The organism is Halomonas sp. V046 (genome assembly GCF_052645355.1).
In genome coordinates this window covers 114,884-134,636 of sequence record NZ_JBQXYF010000010.1, presented here as the reverse complement: position 1 = coordinate 134,636, position 19,753 = coordinate 114,884, and the positions used below count along the sequence as shown (strand labels likewise).

The window sequence follows — 19,753 nt, the reverse complement described above, 5'->3', positions numbered from 1 at the left end:
CCACCGATGTATCCACAGCCGGGTCGCCCCTCACCACGAGTGCCGTCGTGGCCGTGCATGGCTGGGCGCTTTTCGAGTGTCGTGCCGGTCGACTGGCGTCGGTGACGAAGCGTCATCGATGCCTTGCGGTCACGAGGCCTAGGTGTCACGAGGCCTAGGCGTCATGGACCATGGGAGGAGGCGTCATGGGGCATGGCTTATCGCGCCTGGCTTATCGCGCCTGGCCAAGGCGCGATCGGCCGGGGGGCGATCGGCCGGGGGGCAAGGCCAAGTCTGTATCTAGAGCGTGAAACTAGAACGTGAAACTAGAGCGTGAAACCTGGGCGTGAAACTAGAGAGTGCTCGAACGTGTCGTTCAGGGGTGGTTCAGGGGTGGTTCAGGGGTGGTTCAGGGGTGGTTCAGGGGTGGTTCAGGGCGTGACGAGAGGCTTCACATCGGCCGGTACCAGCGCGATCTGATCGCGGTGGCTGGCCAGGTCGCGTCCGGCGGCGGCGGTCAACAGAATCTGCAGCGGATCGCCGTGGCCGACGAGCAAGATGGTGGCACCGTCGAGCTCGTTCTCCAGGTCCTCGATCAGGCGTGTCAGGCGCTCGGCCACGGCCCGAACGCTTTCGACACCACCGCCCTGGTGGCTGGCATCGCTAGCGTCTTCTGCCCATACCGCGGCGTAGGCGTGGTCGGGTCCGAGGTCGAAATTGCCGAAGAAACGTTCGCGCAAACGTAGCTCGGCACGCGCGGTGAGCCCGAAATGTGCGGCTACATGGGCGGCGGTTTCCGTGGTGCGCAGGAAGTCGGAGTGCAGCAGGTGGGTCGGTGGCGCTAAATGCCATTCGTCGAGGCGCCTGGCCAGTTGCTCGTGTCCCTTCGGCGACAGGCCGTAGCCGGCGAGCCCCTCCTGCGGCGACGACACGATCAAACCCATGGCGTTGGCCTGGCTGTGGCCGTGGCGCATGACCAGGTAATGGTTGTGACAGCGTGAAAAATCAAAGGGTCGTGGGTTTGACATTGGAGAGCCACCTCCTAGATTGAGGTTATGGGTATTCGATATCGCTCATAAATACCGGGTGGATGTTCGTCTGTGAACCCTTGGGGAGCATCGAGCCCCTGACGGAGAGCCGAGCGCTGCGGTTGCCTTGGTCACTCGGAAGTAGGTGAGGCCAATGTCGGTACGAGCCGCAATGAAGGGCCGAAGCCATCCAACGGCGCCGTCCGTGAACGTCTGTGCGAACGTCTACGGCCGCGGGCTAACCATAATCACAATACAGCACACCAAAGGTGGGGCACGCCATGCGATATGTTTCTCAGTCAGGCGCCGTGTGGGGCCTGCGGGCTGGACTCCTGGTTTCCTTGAGCCTGCTGGCCGCCGGGGCGGCGGCCCAGGATTGCGAACGCGGTGATCTGGACACCCTCTATTGCGATCGTGACGGCGACCTGGTGGCCGATCCGCCCGAAGATACGGCCGAGCTTGCCGATCCCGATACGCTGATCTTCGCCTACACGCCGGTCGAGGATCCTGCTATCTACGCCGACATCTGGGACCCCTTCATCGATCATCTCAAGGAGGTCACCGGGAAAGACGTGCGTTTCTTCGCCGTGCAGTCGAACTCGGCCCAGGTCGAGGCGATGCGCAGTGGCCGGCTGCATATTGCGGGGTTCTCGACCGGGCCGACGCCGTTCGCCGTCAATCTGGCTGGGGCCGTGCCCTTCGCCTTGATGGGCTCAGACGACGGGCGCTTCGGCTACACGCTGCAGGTCTACACCCAGGCCGACTCGGGTATCCAGGCCCTGCCGGATCTGAAGGGCAAGCGCGTGGCGCACACCTCGCCGACGTCCAACTCCGGCAACCAGGCGCCACGGGCGCTGTTTCCGGAACAGGGGGTGGTTCCCGACGAGGACTATGAAGTGGTCTATTCGGGGAGCCATGATCAGTCGATGCTAGGCGTGGTCGCCGGCGACTACGATGCCGCTCCGGTGGCGTCGGAAGTGGTCGAGCGCATGGCCGCCCGGGGGCTCTACGATGAGGACAGCGTGCGCATGATCTTCGAGTCGGAGCCGTTCCCGACCACGTCCTATACCTATGCCCATGACCTTGATCCCGAGCTCGTCGACAAGATCAAGGAGGCCTTCTTCAGCTTCGACTTCGCCGGTACCGCGCTGGGGGAGGAATTCGAGGGCGTCGAGAAGTTCATTCCGATCACCTATCAGGAGCAGTGGAAAGTCATTCGTACCATCCAGGCCTCCAACGGTGTGAGCTACACCGCGGACAACCTGGAATAAGGCAGCCTGAAAAGCGTTGTCGGTAGGCGGACCATGGCCTTTCGGGCATGACCGCCGAGGTGGCGGCGCCGGGGCCCATGCCCCGGCGTCGCGGACTCATTTTCAGGGTGTTGCGATGCTCGAGATTTCTCAGTTGGTCAAGCGCTACGGACGTCATGAACCGGTTCTCAAGGAACTCGACCTGAGCGTCGAGGGCAACTCTGTGGTATCCATCGTCGGCGCCTCTGGCGCCGGCAAGAGCACCTTGCTGCGCTGCATTAATCGCCTGATCGAGCCCACCTCGGGGTCGATCAAGCTCAATGGCTGCGAGCTGTCGACCCTTCGCGGCCAGGCATTGCGCCAGTCGCGGCGGCGTATCGGCATGGTGTTTCAGGGCTTCAACCTGATCGACCGCCTGACGGTAATGGAAAACGTGTTGGCGGGTCGGCTAGGCTACGTGTCGTTCTATCAGGCCTGGCGGCGTCGCTTCCCTCAGGCCGACATCGAGCGCGCGTTCGAGTTGATGGAGCGGGTCGGCATCGCCCACTATGCCAACAAGCGGGCCGACGAACTGTCCGGCGGCGAGCGTCAACGCGTCGGTGTGGTGCGAGCGCTGATGCAAGAGCCCGATATTCTGCTGGCCGACGAGCCCACGGCCTCGCTCGACCCCGTGACCAGCGAACAGATCATGAAGCTGATGCAGACCTTGGCCAGTGAATTGTCGTTGCCGGTGCTGATCAATATCCACAATGTGGCCCAGGCCCGGGCCTACACCGAGCGTATCGTCGGCCTGCGCCACGGGCGGATGATCTTCGATGGCCCCCCCGAGCGCTTCGACAAGGCCGCCCTCGAGGAAGTCTATGGCGGCATCGAGGCGCCGGATGAAAGCGTGGCGCCCAGCGTGGGCGAGGAGCAGGCCTGATGGCGACCGGACCCGCTCGTACCTGGCGCAAGCCTCCGTTCATCGCCAGCCCCTGGCTGCGTTTTGCCCTGACCGTCGCCGTGCTTGGCTACCTTGGCTGGGCGCTGGCCACGCTTCCCTTCGATTGGGGGCGGATCAGCGAAGGGCTACCGCGGGCGGCACGCATCTTCGGTGGCGGTTTTCCACCCAGCTTCGAACGCCTGGAGCTCCTTGCCACGGGCTTCAAGGAGAGTTTCCAGATCGCGCTGCTGGCGACCTTGCTTGGCGTACTGTTGTCGATCCCCTTCGCGGTAATGGCGGCGCGCAATATCTCGCCGCGACCGGTCTACCTGGTGGGGCGCGCCGTGATCATCGTGTCGCGCAGCTTCCATCCGGTGATCGTCGCCATCCTGTTCGTCAAGGCGGTGGGCTTCGGGCCCTTGGCCGGGATCTTGACCCTGACGCTCTACTCGATCGGCTTCGTCGGCAAGCTGCTCGCCGAGGAAATCGAGGAGATCGACTGGGGCCAGGTGGAGGCCATGCGCTCGGTGGGGGCAGGCTTTCTCGCGACCCTGACCTACGCCGTCTTCCCGCAGATTCTGCCACGCCAGATCGGCCTGTCGATGTACCAGCTCGATAGCAATCTACGTGCTTCGGCGGTGGTGGGCATCGTCGGTGCCGGCGGTATCGGGAGCACCCTGATGAACGCCTTCGGCCGCTATGACTATGACTTCGCCTTCGCCATCCTGCTGGTGATCATCGCGGTGATCCTGGCCAGTGAAGGCGTCAGCGGCTGGGTAAGGAAGCGCGTATGGTGACCTCGAAAGAGCCGGTGGCCAGTCGTGTCTGGGTACGCTACGACAGTCGCGAGCGCTGGACGCGACTGGCGGTGCTGCTGCTGGTGACGGCGGTGCTGGTGTGGGCGGCCCGCGACGTGGACATCTTCTGGCCCTGGGTGTGGGATGCTCCCGCTCAGATTCACAGTCTCGGCGAGCGCATGTGGCCCCCCGACCCCAGTCGCCTCGGCGAGATCGTCGACGCCATGATCGAGACGGTGCATATCGCCACCCTGGCGACCTTCCTGACCGTGTTCGCGGCGCTGCCCGTGTCCTACATCTCGGCCCAGAACACTACGCCGAATCGTGCCTGCCTCTGGCTTGGGCGTTTCATTCTGGTGGCCAGCCGCTCGGTCAACACGATCATCTGGGCACTGCTGTTCGTGGCCATCTTCGGTCCCGGGGTGCTGGCCGGCATTCTGGCGATCATGTGCCGCTCGATTGGCTTCGTCGGCAAGCTGATGGGCGAGGCCATCGAGGAGATCGATCGGCGTCCGGTGGAGGCCATGGAGGCCACCGGCGCCAGTCGCCCCAAGGTGATCCTCTACGCCGTGGTGCCTCAGGTGATGCCGGCATTCTTCGCCGTGGTCATTCTGCGTTGGGACATCAATATCCGCGAATCCACCGTGCTTGGCCTGGTCGGTGCCGGCGGTATCGGTGTCATCCTGCAGGGGGCCATCGATACCTTCGCCTGGCCGACGGTCGCGACCATTTTGTGCGCCATCATCCTGCTCGTGGTGCTCGGCGAAGCCATCACGGGAGTGCTGCGTCGTCGTGTGCTGTGAGCGGGAGCCTGCGTCGGCGAGGCAGCGTAAGGGGCCACCCCCCGCCGATTTGGCACATGAGCTATGATCGATAAGGGACCCTGGCCACAGAGAGACGTCCGGAGAATGCTTCGATCATGAAGATGGATGCCCGCAGGGCCTTCCAGCTGCTCGCCGATGGTCTCTCGCGGAACGGGGGCGATGATTTTTATCCGTATCTGGTCCGCCTGTTGTCGACGATCCTTGACGCCGACGTCGTCCTTGTGGGGCGCGTGGTATCCGGGACCGAGCGGATTCGGACGCTCGCCGTGTGCGTTGACGGCGAGCTAGCGGACGACTTTGAGTACGGCCTGGCCGGAACGCCCTGCGGACGGGTACTGGATCGCGAGGCGTGCATCTTTCGCGAGAGCGTCGCCGAGACGTTTCCCGACGATGAGATGCTGTCCCGGTTGGGCGCGGAGGCCTATCTCGGGGTACCGATGATAGGACCCGACGACAGCATGATCGGGATCGTCGCCGCGATCTATCGCCATTCCGTCCATCGCGTCCACCTGGCCCAGGAGGTGCTGAGAATCACGGCGGCCAGGGCCGGTGCGGAGCTGGTGGGGCGCAAGGCGGAATATGCGCTGGCCAGAACCGCCTCCCAGATGGCTCGACTCAATCATCAGCTGGATGGCACTCATCGCGCGCTGACGCTGTTGCGACTGGTCAACCGGGCGGTCATCCGCCTCCAGGATGAGACGGCCCTGCTTCAGGAAGTCTGTCGCCTGGCGGTGGAGGACGGCGGCTATCGCCTGGCCTGGACGGGGTTGGCCCCGGAGGGTGATGGGCAGTGCATTATCCCTCAGGCCTCGGCGGGTCGTGATGCCCACCTGCTGGCTGACTGCCGGCTGCGCTGGTCCGATGAGGCCCCCGCAGGGCTGGTGTCGCAGGGACGATGTCTGGATGACAGTCAAGCACTGGCATTTTCGTCACGCATCTCCGGTGCCGTCTGCGCGACCCTGGCCAAGACGCCTGCGCTTGCCGGGGAGGTGGCGTTGCCACTCGAGTTCGGCGATGGTCTCACCGGTGTGCTGGTGCTGATGCAGGAACAGGCGTTTCGTATCAGCGATGATGAGCTTGAGCTGCTCGGCGAGCTGGCCGGCAACCTGTCCTTTGGCCTCCAGACACTGCGCGCGCGGCGTCATCAGGAGCGCACCCAACGTGCGGTGCTCGACGTGGCCGAGGCCGTGTCTGCGCGTAGCGACGATGCCTTCTTTGGCCAGCTCGCCAGGCGGCTGGTGGATGCCCTCGGCGCCGATGCCGTCTTCATTTCACGCATCGACGATAGCGTGCCGCTGGAGGCCACTCTGCTGGCTGGCCTCGTCAACGGCGCCCCGGCGGCCGAGTTTCGCTACGGGTTTTCCGGACTGCCGTGCGAACAGACGTTTCGCCACTCCGAACACCTCATCGCCCGAGGCGTCAAAGAGCAGTATCCCCGTGCCGCCGAACTGGTCGATATGCCTATCGAGGCGTACGTCGGGCGTCGGCTGGAAGACGCCAGCGGCGATGCCATCGGGATGATCTTCGTGCTGTTTCGTACGCCGCTGCTGGACCCTGAACCGGTCAGCTATTTGCTGCGCATCTTTGCCGCCGGTGCCTCGGCGGAGCTCGAACGCCGTCGTAGCGATGCCCATATCCGTCATCTGGCCTACAACGACCCCGGCACCGGGTTGCCCAATCGCGTCTATTTCATGGACCGGCTACAGACGGCCATCGGCGAAGCAGACCGCTGTCAGAGTCGTCTCGCATTGATGTTTCTCGATCTCAATCGTTTCAAGGAGATCAACGACAGCCAGGGACATGACGTCGGCGACCGGGTCCTCAGCGAAGTCGCCACTCGGTTCCGTAACTGTCTGGGCAATACGGAGAGTCTTGCTCGCCTTGGTGGCGACGAGTTTGTGGTCATGGTCGAGAAGGCCGACGAGATTCGTGCCGCTCAGGTGGTCGGGAAGCTCCTCAGTGCACTGTCGGCGCCGGTGGCATTCGATGGGCATCGGTTCAACGTCGAAGTCAGTATTGGGGTAGCCTTCTACCCCGAGGACGGCGATGGCCCTCGGGAGTTGCTCAAGCACACCGATATCGCCATGTATCACGCCAAGGAAAGCGGTAGTGGCTATCGCTTCTATGCGGCGGAAATGGGCCGCGATCTCCGCCGCCGCCTGGTGCTGGCCACACGCCTCAACGAGGCGCTGGCACAGGGCGCGTTACAGCTGTGTTATCAGCCCTGCGTGTTGCTGGAGGACGGCTCGCTGATGGCGGCAGAGGTGCTTTGCCGATGGTACGACCCGGGACTCGGTTGGGTCAGTCCCAGCGAGTTCATCGCCGTGGCGGAGGAGCGTGGCATGGTCGGTGCGCTCGGCGAATGGGTGCTGCGTGAGGCCTGCCGCCAGCTGCGACGCTGGCGTGACCAGGGCCTGGCGGCCATGCCCGGTCGTCTATACGTCAACCTGGCCGCCGCTCAGTTCGAAGATCCGGGCCTCGCCGGCCTGCTGTGCAATATCGTCGATGATGCCGGTCTCTCGCCCCACGATATCGGACTTGAACTCACCGAGAGTGGCTTCATGGCGGACCCCGAGCAGGCGATTCGCATCACCAATCACCTGCGCAAGGCGGGATTCGCGCTGTCGATCGACGACTTCGGTACCGGCTATTCGTCACTCGCCTACCTCAAGCGTTTCGCGGTGCAGTCGGTGAAGATCGACATGTCGTTTGTCAGCGAGATGCTCAGCGACAGCAACGACCATGCCATTGTCGCCACCATCATCGCCATGGCCGACCGTCTCGGCATGCAGGCGGTGGCCGAGGGCGTCGAGACCGTCGCTCAGGTCCGCGCACTACGCGACATGGGCTGTCGCCTGGGACAGGGCTACTTGTACTCCCGGCCGCTGTCCGGAGACGATTTCGCGCAGCGCTGGTTGACGCCCAGGGAGGCGTCGCAGAGGTTACCGGTGGCGGCGCAGCTGGACCCGTTGCCGAAGTCGTCCTAGGCGCCGCCAGCCTGGCGGGAACACAGCACTGCCAGGCGCTCGAGGGCCTCACCGGCGCCATCCAGGGAAAATGCCATGAACCAGTAATCCGCCACGCTGTCGCTCATGCGGATACGCAGGTTCAGTGTGGTGCCGGTGGTCATCTGGCGCTGAAGAGCGGCCACATCGAGCTCGTCAAAGCGCAGATAGAGGCCATCATCGCCGCGTTCCGTGGTCAGCACGGCGCGACCGGTCAGGGCGCGGTGATCGTCAACCAGTACATCGACCGGAACCGCGTTGACCACTTCGCTGTGGGGTTGCTGTGCGCCCAGCGCCGAGCGTAGTTCGAGCCAGGGGCTCAGGCAGGCCCCAGGGGTGGCATTGACGCTGAGCATGGCGTCGGTATAACTCGCGCGCTGTACGGCTCGCACATGGCGCTCGGCGCCTAGTGCAACCGACAGGGACTGCCAGTCGCCGTGGTGCTCGAGTCCCTGGGTGTTGTAGTTCTCCGCCAGGGTGGCGGCGGAGATAGACATCGCCGCCAGTGCCACCAGTAACGGGGCGCCGAGACGGCGAAGGGGGGAACGGCAGGGCATGATGATTCCTCGCAGGCGTAACGAGAGCGAGGCTATCACGGCCTAGGGCGCGCGTCCCAATGCCGCGACGAGGCGGTTGGGGCGCGCTGGCTCAAGCCGTTTCGCAGCACAATTCGATCAGCTTCAATTCCTTTAGGCGGGAGCGGCACTCAGGGTGCATCAGGTCCTCCAGGGTGTAGCGGTCGAGCACCGCAAGAAAGGCTATCAGGCCCTCATTGGCGATCTGTCGAAAACGGCACACCGGGGCCATGAAGCAGGCGTCTTCATCGCCGTCGCACTCGATCAACGACAGGCTATGCTCGGTGTCCTGAATCAGCTCTCCCAGGCGGATGCTGTCCGGCGCACGTTTAAGCGACAGTCCGCCGTGCTTCCCCCGTACCGCGGAGACGTAGCCGAGGCGACTGAGTTCCTGCACGACCTTCATCAGATGATTGCGAGAGACCGAGAAGCGTGAGGCGATCTCGGCGATGGTGGTGCGTTCATTGCCGGCATCGGCAAGGTACATCAGAACGCGCAGGGAGTAATCGGTGAAACGTGTAAGATGCATCGGCGTGGTCCGGACGCCGTCATGGCGTCATTGTCAGGTAAAGACGAGTCAGGACTCTATCATTATGAGAATAGTCGTAATCCAGATCTGGCGCATGATGAGCAAAACTCCCACGTGAACCTAGAATATTACTGACCCATATCATCGCTTAACTTCTGCGGCATAGTGGTTTTCAACTGTTCGGCACAATAGGTATGAGGTATCAGGAGCCTGGCTGCGCGCCAGGGGTGCGCATTTCCTGCCCCTGTCTTTCACCGCGAACTTTATTTTTTTATTTGGTTTTACAATGAGATGTTCATCTTGTTCTGGGCTGGGTCGGTATTTGTTCGAGAGTGGTGGCGGCGATTGTTTTAGGCAGCGTGTCGATAGCCCGCTGCAGTGGCGAGGGGTATTTAGGCGTATATATTATGGCTATTTGGAGTTATGGGGGCGTGGTTCGTGCATTAGCGCCGTCAGCGTCGCCAATTGGATATCATCGAATCGCTTCAGGTCTCCGGCATAGGTGCGCTGGAATGTCTCGGCGTCGGCGCGGGTAGCGAAGGATGCCAGGGTGTGGCCCATGCTGCCGCGGCGCCGGTGGCCTACCACATACCAGGCATCGCGAGCGCGGGTGAAGGCATCGTTGGCCGGATGATCCCAGTCGGTGTGCCCCATGTCGTGAACCCAGGCGTGGGACAGTTGTGCTGCGTTGTCGGGTTGGCGCAGGAAGATGAACATTTCCAGCGTCGAACAGAACTTGCGCGCCTGCTGGTCATGGTTGAGATAGACCTCGCCCTTGGGGCCAGGCTGGTTGGCGACCAGCATGCCGCACACGTGGCAGATGTCGGCGTCGGTGATCGGTTCAGGGCCGGCGAGGGCGGCCGGCGATGAGGAGGCGTCGCAGCCGGCCAGCAGGGCGGCGGCCAGCGCCAGGGAGGCGAGTGGCTTGAGGCGGTTGGGCATCATGATGTCTCGTCGAGAGGGTCAGTGAGGGCGGCGCTGGAAGCGCCGGATGGCAAGCGACAGCGGGACGATGATCCAGGCGGCTAGCGTCGCCGCCAGCAGCGGCGTGGAGAAGCCACCGGCCTGGCCCAGGACGGTAAGCCCCACCTCATGGCCGTTGTCTACCCCGCCGAGCATCAGCAGGCGAAAGCACTCCACGGGGTTGGCCAACATCAACCAGGGCAACCAGTCGCCGCCTTGGCGTATGCCGACGAGCAGGGCCAGCAGCCCCAGGTCGAACACCAGCACGAAGAAGAACCAGGTGATCAGGGCAAGCCCCGCGGCCCTGGCCTTTTCCTGAACGCTCGTACTGATCAGGTAGGCCATGGCGAGAAATGCCCAACCCAGCAGGCAGGCCGCGCCGATCAGGCGGCCCATGCCGGCGAACAGCGCCGTTATCGAGGCGTCGTCCTGGGCCACCGCAATGACCGCCGTGGCCACGCCAAAGCCGATCAGCGTGGCGGTCCCCAGTACCGTGGCATGACCAAGAAACTTGCCGAGCAGCAGCCTCGAACGAGGCAGGGGATAGGTCAGCAGCAGCAACAGGGTGCCGTTCTCCTGTTCGCCGACGATGGCGTCGTAGGCCAGCATCAAGGCGATCAGCGGAATCAGGACCACCGCCAGGGTGGTCAGGCTGGCCAGGGTCGTGGATAGGGCGGTGAAGCCGAGGCCGCCGCTGGCGACGGCGCCGAAGGCGGCGATACCGGTGGCGAAAAGCGCCAGAATCAACGCGATGGCGACCACCCAGCGGTGGCGTAGTCCATCGCGAAATTCCTTTGCCGCGATGATGATGACGGGCGGCATTAGCGCATCTCCTCGACCGGATCACGGCGGGGCGTCGACGACGTCGGTCGTGCACCGACGCCGGTCGGACCGACGGTGATATGGCGGTACACGTCTTCCAGGGTGGGCATGGACAGGTCCAGGTCTCTCAGGCCGGGCAGGGCGCTGAGCATATTGAGGGCCGCCAGCTTGGCCGCGGGCGCCAGGGTGACGAGGGTGATGCCGTCTGCCGCTGGGGTGACCCCTGCATCGATACCGGCCCGGCACAGGCGCAGTGACAGGTCCTGGGGGGCACCCGTCAGGCGAATGGTCAGCGGCAGGTCGGCGTGGCGGCGCAGGCCCGCGAGATCGCCAATGGCCAACGGGTGGCCGCGGCACAGAATCAAGGCGCGATCGAGACACGACTCCACGCCTGGCAGCAGGTGCGAAGACAGCAGCACCGTGGTGCCCCCGGCGCGCAGTTCGGCCACGCTGTCGTACACCTCAGCGGTGGCGACGGGGTCGAGCCCCGTGGTCGGCTCGTCGAGCAGTAGCAGGCGGGGGCCACCGAGCAGCGCCTGGGCCAGTCCCAGACGTTGGCGCATGCCTTTGGAGTAGGTCTTGACCCGCTGTGAGGCGGCGTCCACCAGGCCAACGCGCTCGAGGAGCGTCATCACCTCGCTGGACGGACGCCGCTTGAGACGGGCGAAGTAGGTCAGCGTCTCCAGGCCGCTCAGGTGGTCATAGAAGCGTACGTTCTCGGGCAGGTAGCCGAGTGTGCGCCGCCGGCTGAAGGCGCCGGCGGCGTCGGGGGCCTGACCCAGCACCGCGACCCGCCCCTGGCTCGGCGACAGCAACCCGAGCGCCAACTTCATGGTGGTGGTCTTGCCGGCACCGTTGTGGCCGAGCAGCGCCAGTACCTCGCCTTCAGCCACCTGAAGATCGAGATGCGACAGGCGCCGCTGGGCGCCCTGGTGCAGGCTGACATTGTCGAACATCACAACGGCGGTCATGACGCTGTCCTCTTCGTCATGGCAGGCTTGGGGGCCTGCATCAACGGGGCGCTGTCTCTGACGCCCTGGGGGCGAAACACGGGAAACGCCCGCTGCACCCAGCGCAGCGCAAGCACCGCGGGACTATCCATCAGCACCCGCGCCGAAGGGTGGCGCCACAGCAGTCGATCCATGGCATCGTTGGGCTCGTAGGCACGATCGCCGATGCCATCCTCCTCCAGGTCCCAGCCAAGATAGTCGCTCCAGTAGTTGCCGCGTCCATCGACAGACCACTCCTGGGCGCGGGTGGCGACGTACTTGACCTGACGGCGGTTGGCGACGAAGGCGTTTCCAACGACGCGATTGTCCTCCGATCCTGCGGTCAGGTGGATCCCGATATCGCTGTCCTCGAGGCGGTTGCCTTCGATGCGGTTGAACTGGGCGTTGTAGATAAATATCGCCTTGCCGTCGCCACCGTTGACGTCCCCCTCTCCTCGCTCGTCGCGGGGTTGGCGGACACCGGCGATGGTGTTATCGAGGATCTGGCTATCGGTGATGTTGTTCATCAGGATGCCGTAGTTGCGATCCTGGAGAGATCGATTGCCCACGACGGTGAGTCCTCTCGATTGCATCAGTGCGTAGCCGGTGCGGGTATGTCGGGTCACATTGCCCCTGAGCGTGTTGTCATGGGCGTACATGTAGTGGACGCCGTAGCGCAGGTCTTCGAGACGGTTGTTCTCGAGCAGGCTGTCATGACTGGTATCGATGTAGATGCCATCGCGGACGTCGCGGATGTCGTTGCCGACCACGTGGGCGTTGTCGACGTTGAACAGGTGAATGCCATTCCCACGGTCCTGAGAGCGCAGCGAAGGCTCGCCTCGCAGGCGGTTGTCGGTGACGCTGGCGTCGCTGACGCCGTCGAGCCAGATGCCGAAGCCTGGGCCCTTGAGATCGCAGTGACGGATGAGCGCGCCGCTGGCCTCGCGGCGTACCGCGATGCCGGCATCCATGGTCGTCAGATCCGCCCCCCAGCGTTCGATGTGCAGCCCATCGAGTGTGACGGCGGGAGCCACCACCGTGATGGCGGTGCCATGGCCGCCGGCGTCGATGATGGCCGGTGCAGTGCCTGTCGGGCCCACGAGCACCAGCGGCTTGTCGATGCGAATCGCACCGCGATAGCGCCCCGCGGACAGGTGCAGTTCATCGCCGGGGGCGGCGGCGTCGATCGAGGCCTGGAGTGGCTGGCCGGAGTCGATGATCAGGCTAGCGGCGCCGGCGGGCGCGGCGAGGCCGACGACCATCAGCGCAGCACAGAAGGCGTGAATGATGTGGTGATGATAGAGAGAGCGGTAGGCTGCCGGCCATACCTCGGCACGGCCACGAGAACGTCGCGAAAGGAGCAGTGTCATGGGGCCTCCTGGCGGGCGCCGAGATTCGGCGCCCGCTGTCGTACCGGCTATCAGGCTTTTTCGACCAGCATGCGACCGAACATTTCCATGTGCATGGCGTGGCAGAACCAGTTGCAGTAGTACCAGTGCACGCCGGGGCGATCGGCGACGAAGGTGACGCTGGCGGTCTGCTGCGGCCCGATTTCCATGGACACGCCGTGGTTGACCATGCAGAAGCCGTGGGTCAGGTCTTCGACCTGGTCGAGGTTGGTGACCACTACCGTGACCTCATCACCCTGCTTGACGGTGAATTCGGTGATGCCGTATTGGGGCGCCACCGAGGTCATGTAGACGCGTACCTGGTTGCCGTCGCGAATGACCTTGTTGTCGCTTTCCAGGGTGATGCCATCGGCCTCGGCCATGGCCCGGGTCGGGGCGAAGAACGGATCTTGGCGGTCCCAGACCTGGATCGGGTTGACCTGGTCGGCGCGCAGCATGATGGCGTCATGGGGCTCGGCATAGGTCGGGCCGTCATGGACGAGCTTCATGGTGTCGCCGGAGATGTCGATCAGCTGATCGTTCTCCGGGTGCAGCGGGCCCACCGGCAGGAAGCGGTCCTTGGAGAACTTGCACAGCACCACCAGCCACTTGCCATCGGCGTCGCGGGTCTCGGTGAGGCTGGCGTGGTTGTGGCCTGGCTGATAGTGCACGTCGAGCTTCTGGGTGATGTAGGTCACGTCCTCGCCGTTGTAGGCGCGGATGGCATCCTCGATGTTCCACTTCGCCACCTGGCTGTCGATAAACAGCGTGGTGTAGGCGAAGCCGCGGCCATCGAAGGTGGTGTGCAATGGCCCCAGGCCCAGTTCCGGCTCCGCGACCACGGCATCACGCGGCTCGATCGTGCCGTCGAACACCTCGGGGAGCTTGTCGATGGCGATGATCGACACCGTCGGCGAGAGCTTGCCGTTGGCCACGAAGTACTTGCCATCTGGCGAGGTGTTGACCCCATGGGGGTTCTTCGGCACCGGAATGTAACGCGTCAGGGACGAGCCGTGACGCCCGTCGAGTACCGGGACGCTGGAGTCGCCAATGGTCTCGAACTGGCCCGCCTTCACCGCCGCCTCGATCGCCTCGACGTCGAAGACCACCACCCAGTCGCGTTCGGCACGCATGCTCTCGGCGAGGGTGATGCCTTTCTCGGAGTTGTAGCAGCTCGATGCGACGAAGCGGCCGGTGTAGTCGGCGTCGGTATTGTCCAGGTTGCCGTCGACGATCACCTGCCAGGCGACCTCCATGCTCTCGGCGTCGATGGCATTGAACATGGTGAAGTAGTTCGCGGAGTCGGTCAGGCCGCGGCCATCGTTGGGCTGAGGAATCGGGAACTCGGCGTTGGCGAACACGTACTTGGTGTAGGGCACCTTCTGCAGGCGCAGGCCGTGGATGGCCTGGACGTTGGGCACGGTGGTGACCTTGTCGGTCTTCATGATGTCGAGGCGGATCCGCGCCACTCGGGTATTGGCCTTGTCGTTGATGAACAGGTACTTGCCGTCGTAGCTGCCATCAGTCATCGAGGCGTGGGGGTGATGGGCGTCGCCGTTGTGAAAGCGGCTCGACTCGCCGAGGATGTGCTTGGATTCGTTGGTGATGCCCCAGCCGGTAGCGCTGTCGGTGTTGAACACCGGGATGCGCATCAGTTCGCGCATCGACGGAATGCCCAGTATCCGCACCTCACCGGAGTGACCGCCGCTCCAGAAACCGTAGTACTCGTCCAGGTCACCCGGTGCCACGAAGGCATCGCCATCCGCTGCCTTGGCGCTCGGGCTTGCCAACAGTGCGCTGGCGCCGACGCCTCCCACGACACCGCTGGCGAGACCCGCACCGGCCACGCCGGTGACGGCGCTGTTGCGCAGGAAATGGCGACGGGCCAGGTTCTGGATGCTGCTGTTGTCTTCACTCATCTTTTAGTGCTCCTGTTGGCAGGGAATACGTCGCGGGTCAGCCAGGTGGCGCTGGGCTCCGCGGGGTGCTGCGTCAACTGTGGCGTCCGCGCCTGCGTGGCTGGTGTCCCGGGTGATGCGCTTGCGGCGTTTGACTCGGGGCGGACAGCGCTGGTCATCGTCGAAGGTGATCTGGCAGTCCAGGCAGTAGTGGCATTCGCTGGCATCGATGCGCCCATCGGGATGGATCGCCGCCACTTCGCAGTCGTGGGCGCAGATCTGGCAGGGCGTGCCGCAGTGACCGCGATGACGCCGGAGCCAGTCGAACAGGCGCAGGCGGCCACCGATGGCGAGTCCGGCGCCCAGTGGGCAGACGTAGCGGCAGTAGGCCTTGTGGGTGAATGCCGAGGCGACGATCAGCGCCAAGGCGTAGGCAACGAAGCCCCAGTCGCGCATGAAGTGCAGGGTGATGGCGGTCTTGAATGGCTCGATCTCGGCCAGCCGCTCGGCATCGCCGAGCGAGTAGAAGGACACCCCGACCAGGGCGAACAGCACCAGATATTTGATGACCCACAGGCGTTGGTGGAGAGCGAAGGAGGGCTCGAATTGAGGCACCTTCAGGTAGCGAGCCACACGGTTGACCAGATCCTGCAGCGCACCGAACGGGCACAGCCAGCCGCAATAGACGCCGCGACCCCACAGCACCAGCGTCATGGCGACGAAGGTCCACATCACGAACATCAAAGGGTCGATCAGGAAGGCGGACCACTGGAACTGATGCGTCAGCGAATGGACCAGGGCGAGCAGGTTGACGATGGACAGTTGTACCAGGGCGATCCAGCCGACGAACACCAGGGTGTAGATCAAGAAGGCGGTACGCAGGGGGCGCAGCAGCCGCGGGCGACGGGCCAGCGCATCCTGGAAGGCCAGGATCAGCGTCAGCGTAACGAGGCCGATGCCCAGGCCGATGACCTCCGGCGTCTTGTCTTGCCAGACCTTCATCCACAGTGGCGTCGGCGTGACAGGCTGGGGCCGTTCCAGGTAGGCCTCGGGCAGGGCATAGTCGGCCTCGAACCGGGTAAATTCATTGCTCAGCGGGCCGGAGGCGCGGCGTACCAGCAGGTTGAGCTGCCACGGGCTGCCCGGATCGAAGTCTGCCGCCTCACGGATGATGAAGATGTCGCGCTCACTAAAGGCGGGCATATCGTCCAGGGCGAAGCGATTGACGCGTTTCTGGTCGCGGTCGTGGAAGCTGATGGTGGCGTTATTCTGCACCAGTTCAATACGATCGAAGATGCCGCCGCGCACGTAACCCGAGCCCTTGTAGGAATAGTCACCGGAGGCCATCACCACGACCGCGTGCTCGCCGGGCTCAAGGCCTTTCATCAGCGCCGCAAAGCCGCGCTCACCGAGCAGGTTGCGACCGATGGTCGGGGCATCGAGGTAGGCGAAGTAGAGATCGATGAACGTCGCGTCGCGGGGGCCCTTTGCGTTGTTCAGATAGTGCTCGGCGGGGGTGCCGATAAAGGCGTCATCTACCGTGCCGTTGGTCAGGCGCAGGTGGCCGATGCTGCCGTCGGCGGTGAGCGTAGCCCAGCTCTCGGCGCTGAAGACCTCGGGGCTGACCGTGGCCCGGGGAGCGGCGCTGGGATCGGCGATCAGACCGACCGCGGCGGCGACCTGGCGGGCCGCCCGCAAAATGGTGTCGTTGACCACGATGACCGTGACCGTGGCGCCTGAGATCGCATCGAGCCCTTCGCCCACCGCTAAGCGATCGGTGACCCGGGCACCGACATGGGCGCCAGCGAAGTCATCGAGCTTCTGCTGAGGAATGCCCACCAGCATGATCGGCTCGGCATGATTGAGGACCTTGGCTTGCGTGATCTTGGCATCCAGGTCGATGCCGATGAGCAGATTGACCGGCTTGCCGGAGTAAGCGGGTATCGGCGTGACCTGAGCGCTCTCGAAGGCGTAGCCGAGCAGTTCGTCGTCGTGATAGACCGCGCTGACCGGCCACTCGAGGTCCGGTGTCTCGGCATCGGCTATCCGATTGGCGCCGGGAAAAGCGGGCGTGAGCAGGGCGAGATCGAGCCGGGCGCTGCCGAGCTCCCCGGGGTACTGATCGAACTCCAGGGCCTGGGTCGACGTGGCGCCCAGCAGCCAGATCAGTAATCCGGCCAGGAGCAGCGGCAGGTGGTGCAACCGGGTTGGCGAACGGGAGCGCGAGGCGCGCGAGTGTCCGTCGCCTCTCGGGGGAGGTGAGCGCATGGATAGCCCTCGTGATGGAGCCTATGCCAACAAGTGGCGAAGGGTGCCCCGGCGTGAGCCGGGGCGCTAGCCGGAGTGCTGGGCTAGCCGTCGTTCAGGGGGTGAGACTCGCGAAGTAGGCCGCGATATCGGCGATGTCCTGGTCGGACAAGGCGGTAGCCTGGGGCGCCATGATGGCGGACATGCCGCCGCCGCGCTGACCTTCGCGGTACGCCTTGAGCGCGCCTTCCAGGTAAGGCGCGTGCTGGCCGGCGAGGTTCGGGTAGATCGGAGCGGTGGATATACCATCGCTGCCGTGACAGGCGGCGCAGGCGGCGATCTTGCCTTCCCCAGCAGCGGCATCGCCGGCGGCTTGGGCGTCGGCGGTGACGGCCAAGGCGAAGACGCTTGCGCCGAGTAGTGCAGCCAGTGACAGCCTTTTCATCGTGGTTCTCCTCATGCGGTGTAGGCGCTCGCCAGTCGCTGTTGCGTCGACCTCGAGCGATTGCGGGGCCTGTCCGGAGACGCATCCCGACGCATAGATGGGCTCCTGCGTGCAAAGGAGTATGAGCAAGGAACTATCAGGAGGAGTTGATCCGCATCAAGATGCCGCCCTGTGCCAGCCGGGAGCGGGGCTCGGCCTGACCGGTGTCATGAAGTCGAGCATGCGCGCACCCTGGCACAGGCGGTGGCCAGTCTGGACGCGGCGCCGGGCGCTCACGCAGCCGGGAGCGGTGGAGCCGGGCCGGGCCATCGATAGCCCCGCGTCGTGAGGAATTGATGCAGATCATGTCGGGGTTCATCGTTGGCCGAGATATGCACAGGCCCGTGAGATAATGGCGCCACCAGGCGGGGGCAGGGTCCGCTGTGTGGCGCGGGTTGGCGCTGGACAGCGGGACGTCGACCTTCCGCCTCTCGTTGTCACAGAGGCTCCGCCCGATGTCCAATCATCTGCCGTTTCAGCGCTCCCTCGTCGAAAAGTACGATCGCCCTGGCCCGCGTTACACCTCCTACCCGACCGCGCCGCACTTCAGCGATGGCTTCGGTATCGCGGACTATCGCGCGGCGGTGGATGCCAGCCAGGCGGTGGCCGAGCCGCGCCCGCTGTCGGTGTACGTGCACGTGCCGTTCTGCGAGAGCCTGTGCTACTACTGCGCCTGCGCCAAGATCATCACCCACAACCGCGAGCGGGCCGCCGAGTACCTGGCGTATCTGAAGCGCGAGATTGCGCTCCAGGCGCGGCTGTTCGATGACGGTCGCGAGCTGACTCAGCTGCACCTGGGCGGCGGCACGCCGACGTTCCTGACCAACGCCCAACTGCGTGAATTGATCGACGCCCTCGGCCAGGCCTTCCGTTTCGCCCCCGAGGCCGAGCGCGAGTTTTCCCTGGAGGTCGATCCGCGCACTGTCACCCCCGAGCAGATCCATGAGCTCAAGGCCATGGGCTTCAACCGCTTGAGCTTCGGCCTTCAGGATTTCGATGCCAAGGTGCAGAAAGCCGTCAACCGGATCCAGAGCGAAGAGCAGGTCGCCGCCCTGATGGACGCCGCGCGCGAGGCAGGGTTTGCCTCGATCTCGGTGGACCTGATCTACGGCTTGCCGCTGCAGACCGTGGACAGCTTCGCTGCGACCCTGGCCAAGGTGATCGCGCTCAAACCCGATCGTATCGCTGCCTACAGCTATGCCCACCTGCCGAGCCTGTTCAAGGCCCAGCGACTCATTCGCGACGAAGACATGCCGCCGCCGGGGCGCAAGCTCGAGCTGCTGGAGCTGACCATCGCGCGGCTGACCGGGGCGGGCTACGTGTACATCGGCATGGACCATTTCGCGCTGCCGGACGACGAGCTGTCCCTGGCGCGCCTGGACGGCTCCTTGCAGCGCAACTTCCAGGGCTACTCGACCCGCGCCGAGTGCGACATGATCGGCCTCGGCGTCACCTCCATCGGCCGGGTGGGCGAGGCCTATAGCCAGAACGTCAAGACCACCCAGGAGTACCAGGCGTGCCTGGACGCCGGCGAGTTGCCGGTGCTGCGCGGCTATCGCCTGAGCGACGAGGACCGCCTGCGTGCCGACGTCATCACCCAGCTGATGTGCCACGGCGAGGTGAGCTTCACCGAGATCGAGGCGCGCCATCGCATCGATTTTTCCCACCACTTCGCCGGCTCGCTGGCGAGCCTCGCTGAGCTTCAAGAGGATCGCCTGATCGAAATCAAGAACGACAGGATTCGAGTGCTCGAGGCCGGGCGGCTGATGCTGCGCAACGTGGCCATGGCCTTCGACGCCTATCTCGCTGCGACCCCCGGTCGCTACTCGCGCACGGTCTAGGGCGAGGCAGAACGCCGCCACGCCCGTGGCGTCGGGGTTTGTCGAGCGCTCGCCAAATATCAGCGATTCGTTAATTGAAATTCGGGTCTTCCATGGCCCGATTTTTCCTTTATATTGTGCCGCCTGGCAAATTTTTTACTATATATGGTGGTGGCGGCTTGGCTTTGCCCAAGCGCGCTTCGCGCCGTTATTGACCTTTTTCCGCCGGGAAT

Annotated in this window: 16 protein-coding genes; 6 read left to right on the top strand and 10 right to left on the bottom strand. The window is 64.3% G+C overall.

The annotated features are described in order from the left end of the window. Nucleotides 1-410 precede the first annotated feature (410 nt). Nucleotides 411-1,007, bottom strand: coding sequence for a histidine phosphatase family protein (locus ACUN9Y_RS14975; protein ID WP_445461520.1), 597 nt, complete (start codon nucleotides 1,005-1,007; stop codon nucleotides 411-413). 281 nt (nucleotides 1,008-1,288) lie between these two features. On the opposite strand from ACUN9Y_RS14975, the gene phnD reads away from it, so the two are divergent. The 5 genes from phnD to ACUN9Y_RS14950 all read left to right on the top strand — a co-directional run bounded on the left by phnD (nucleotide 1,289) and on the right by ACUN9Y_RS14950 (nucleotide 7,787). Further along, entirely contained in the window at nucleotides 1,289-2,278 is a 990-nt protein-coding gene (gene phnD, locus ACUN9Y_RS14970) for a phosphate/phosphite/phosphonate ABC transporter substrate-binding protein (protein ID WP_445461519.1), read from the top strand. 115 nt (nucleotides 2,279-2,393) lie between these two features. Then, a complete protein-coding gene (gene phnC, locus ACUN9Y_RS14965) occupies nucleotides 2,394-3,179 on the top strand; it encodes a phosphonate ABC transporter ATP-binding protein (protein ID WP_445461518.1) in 786 nt (261 codons plus the stop codon). Beyond that, the gene (phnE, locus tag ACUN9Y_RS14960; RefSeq protein ID WP_445461517.1) at nucleotides 3,179-3,976 is read left to right on the top strand and encodes a phosphonate ABC transporter, permease protein PhnE; all 798 of its coding nucleotides are present in this window, start codon (nucleotides 3,179-3,181) and stop codon (nucleotides 3,974-3,976) included. The genes phnC and phnE (ACUN9Y_RS14960) overlap by 1 nt, the downstream gene beginning before the upstream one ends. After that, nucleotides 3,970-4,779, top strand: a complete 810-nt coding sequence (gene phnE, locus ACUN9Y_RS14955) for a phosphonate ABC transporter, permease protein PhnE (RefSeq protein WP_445461516.1) — start codon at nucleotides 3,970-3,972, stop codon at nucleotides 4,777-4,779. The genes phnE (ACUN9Y_RS14960) and phnE (ACUN9Y_RS14955) overlap by 7 nt, the downstream gene beginning before the upstream one ends. Nucleotides 4,780-4,895: 116 nt before the next feature. Further along, entirely contained in the window at nucleotides 4,896-7,787 is a 2,892-nt protein-coding gene (locus tag ACUN9Y_RS14950; RefSeq protein ID WP_445461515.1) for a putative bifunctional diguanylate cyclase/phosphodiesterase, read from the top strand. Here ACUN9Y_RS14950 and ACUN9Y_RS14945 read toward each other — a convergent pair. From ACUN9Y_RS14945 to ACUN9Y_RS14905, 9 genes are all read right to left on the bottom strand, one after another. Continuing rightward, nucleotides 7,784-8,362 (bottom strand): hypothetical protein, encoded by a 579-nt coding sequence (locus tag ACUN9Y_RS14945; RefSeq protein WP_445461514.1) that lies wholly within the window; start codon nucleotides 8,360-8,362, stop codon nucleotides 7,784-7,786. The genes ACUN9Y_RS14950 and ACUN9Y_RS14945 overlap by 4 nt on opposite strands. A gap of 91 nt (nucleotides 8,363-8,453) precedes the next feature. Continuing rightward, nucleotides 8,454-8,909: an Rrf2 family transcriptional regulator gene (locus ACUN9Y_RS14940; protein WP_445461513.1), complete on the bottom strand. Its 456-nt coding sequence runs from the start codon at nucleotides 8,907-8,909 to the stop codon at nucleotides 8,454-8,456. Between the two features lie 411 nt (nucleotides 8,910-9,320). Beyond that, complete coding sequence (locus ACUN9Y_RS14935) at nucleotides 9,321-9,854, bottom strand: nitrous oxide reductase accessory protein NosL (protein ID WP_445461512.1); 534 nt, start codon at nucleotides 9,852-9,854, stop codon at nucleotides 9,321-9,323. Between the two features lie 18 nt (nucleotides 9,855-9,872). Next, nucleotides 9,873-10,694 (bottom strand): ABC transporter permease, encoded by an 822-nt coding sequence (locus ACUN9Y_RS14930; protein WP_445461511.1) that lies wholly within the window; start codon nucleotides 10,692-10,694, stop codon nucleotides 9,873-9,875. Further along, entirely contained in the window at nucleotides 10,694-11,665 is a 972-nt protein-coding gene (locus tag ACUN9Y_RS14925; protein WP_445461510.1) for an ABC transporter ATP-binding protein, read from the bottom strand. Before ACUN9Y_RS14925 ends, ACUN9Y_RS14930 begins: the two co-directional genes overlap by 1 nt. Beyond that, the gene (locus ACUN9Y_RS14920; protein ID WP_445461509.1) at nucleotides 11,662-13,053 is read right to left on the bottom strand and encodes a nitrous oxide reductase family maturation protein NosD; all 1,392 of its coding nucleotides are present in this window, start codon (nucleotides 13,051-13,053) and stop codon (nucleotides 11,662-11,664) included. The genes ACUN9Y_RS14925 and ACUN9Y_RS14920 overlap by 4 nt, the downstream gene beginning before the upstream one ends. A 50-nt stretch (nucleotides 13,054-13,103) precedes the next feature. After that, a complete protein-coding gene (gene nosZ / locus ACUN9Y_RS14915; protein WP_445461508.1) occupies nucleotides 13,104-14,990 on the bottom strand; it encodes a TAT-dependent nitrous-oxide reductase in 1,887 nt (628 codons plus the stop codon). A gap of 3 nt (nucleotides 14,991-14,993) precedes the next feature. Further along, a complete protein-coding gene (locus ACUN9Y_RS14910) occupies nucleotides 14,994-17,237 on the bottom strand; it encodes a 4Fe-4S binding protein (protein ID WP_445461507.1) in 2,244 nt (747 codons plus the stop codon). A 94-nt stretch (nucleotides 17,238-17,331) separates the two neighbouring features. Next, complete coding sequence (locus ACUN9Y_RS14905; protein ID WP_445461506.1) at nucleotides 17,332-17,661, bottom strand: c-type cytochrome; 330 nt, start codon at nucleotides 17,659-17,661, stop codon at nucleotides 17,332-17,334. Between the two features lie 494 nt (nucleotides 17,662-18,155). On the opposite strand from ACUN9Y_RS14905, the gene hemN reads away from it, so the two are divergent. Continuing rightward, nucleotides 18,156-19,541 carry an oxygen-independent coproporphyrinogen III oxidase gene (hemN, locus tag ACUN9Y_RS14900; RefSeq protein ID WP_445461505.1) on the top strand — a complete coding sequence of 462 codons (1,386 nt, stop codon included), beginning with the start codon at nucleotides 18,156-18,158 and terminating at the stop codon, nucleotides 19,539-19,541. Nucleotides 19,542-19,753: the final 212 nt, after the last annotated feature.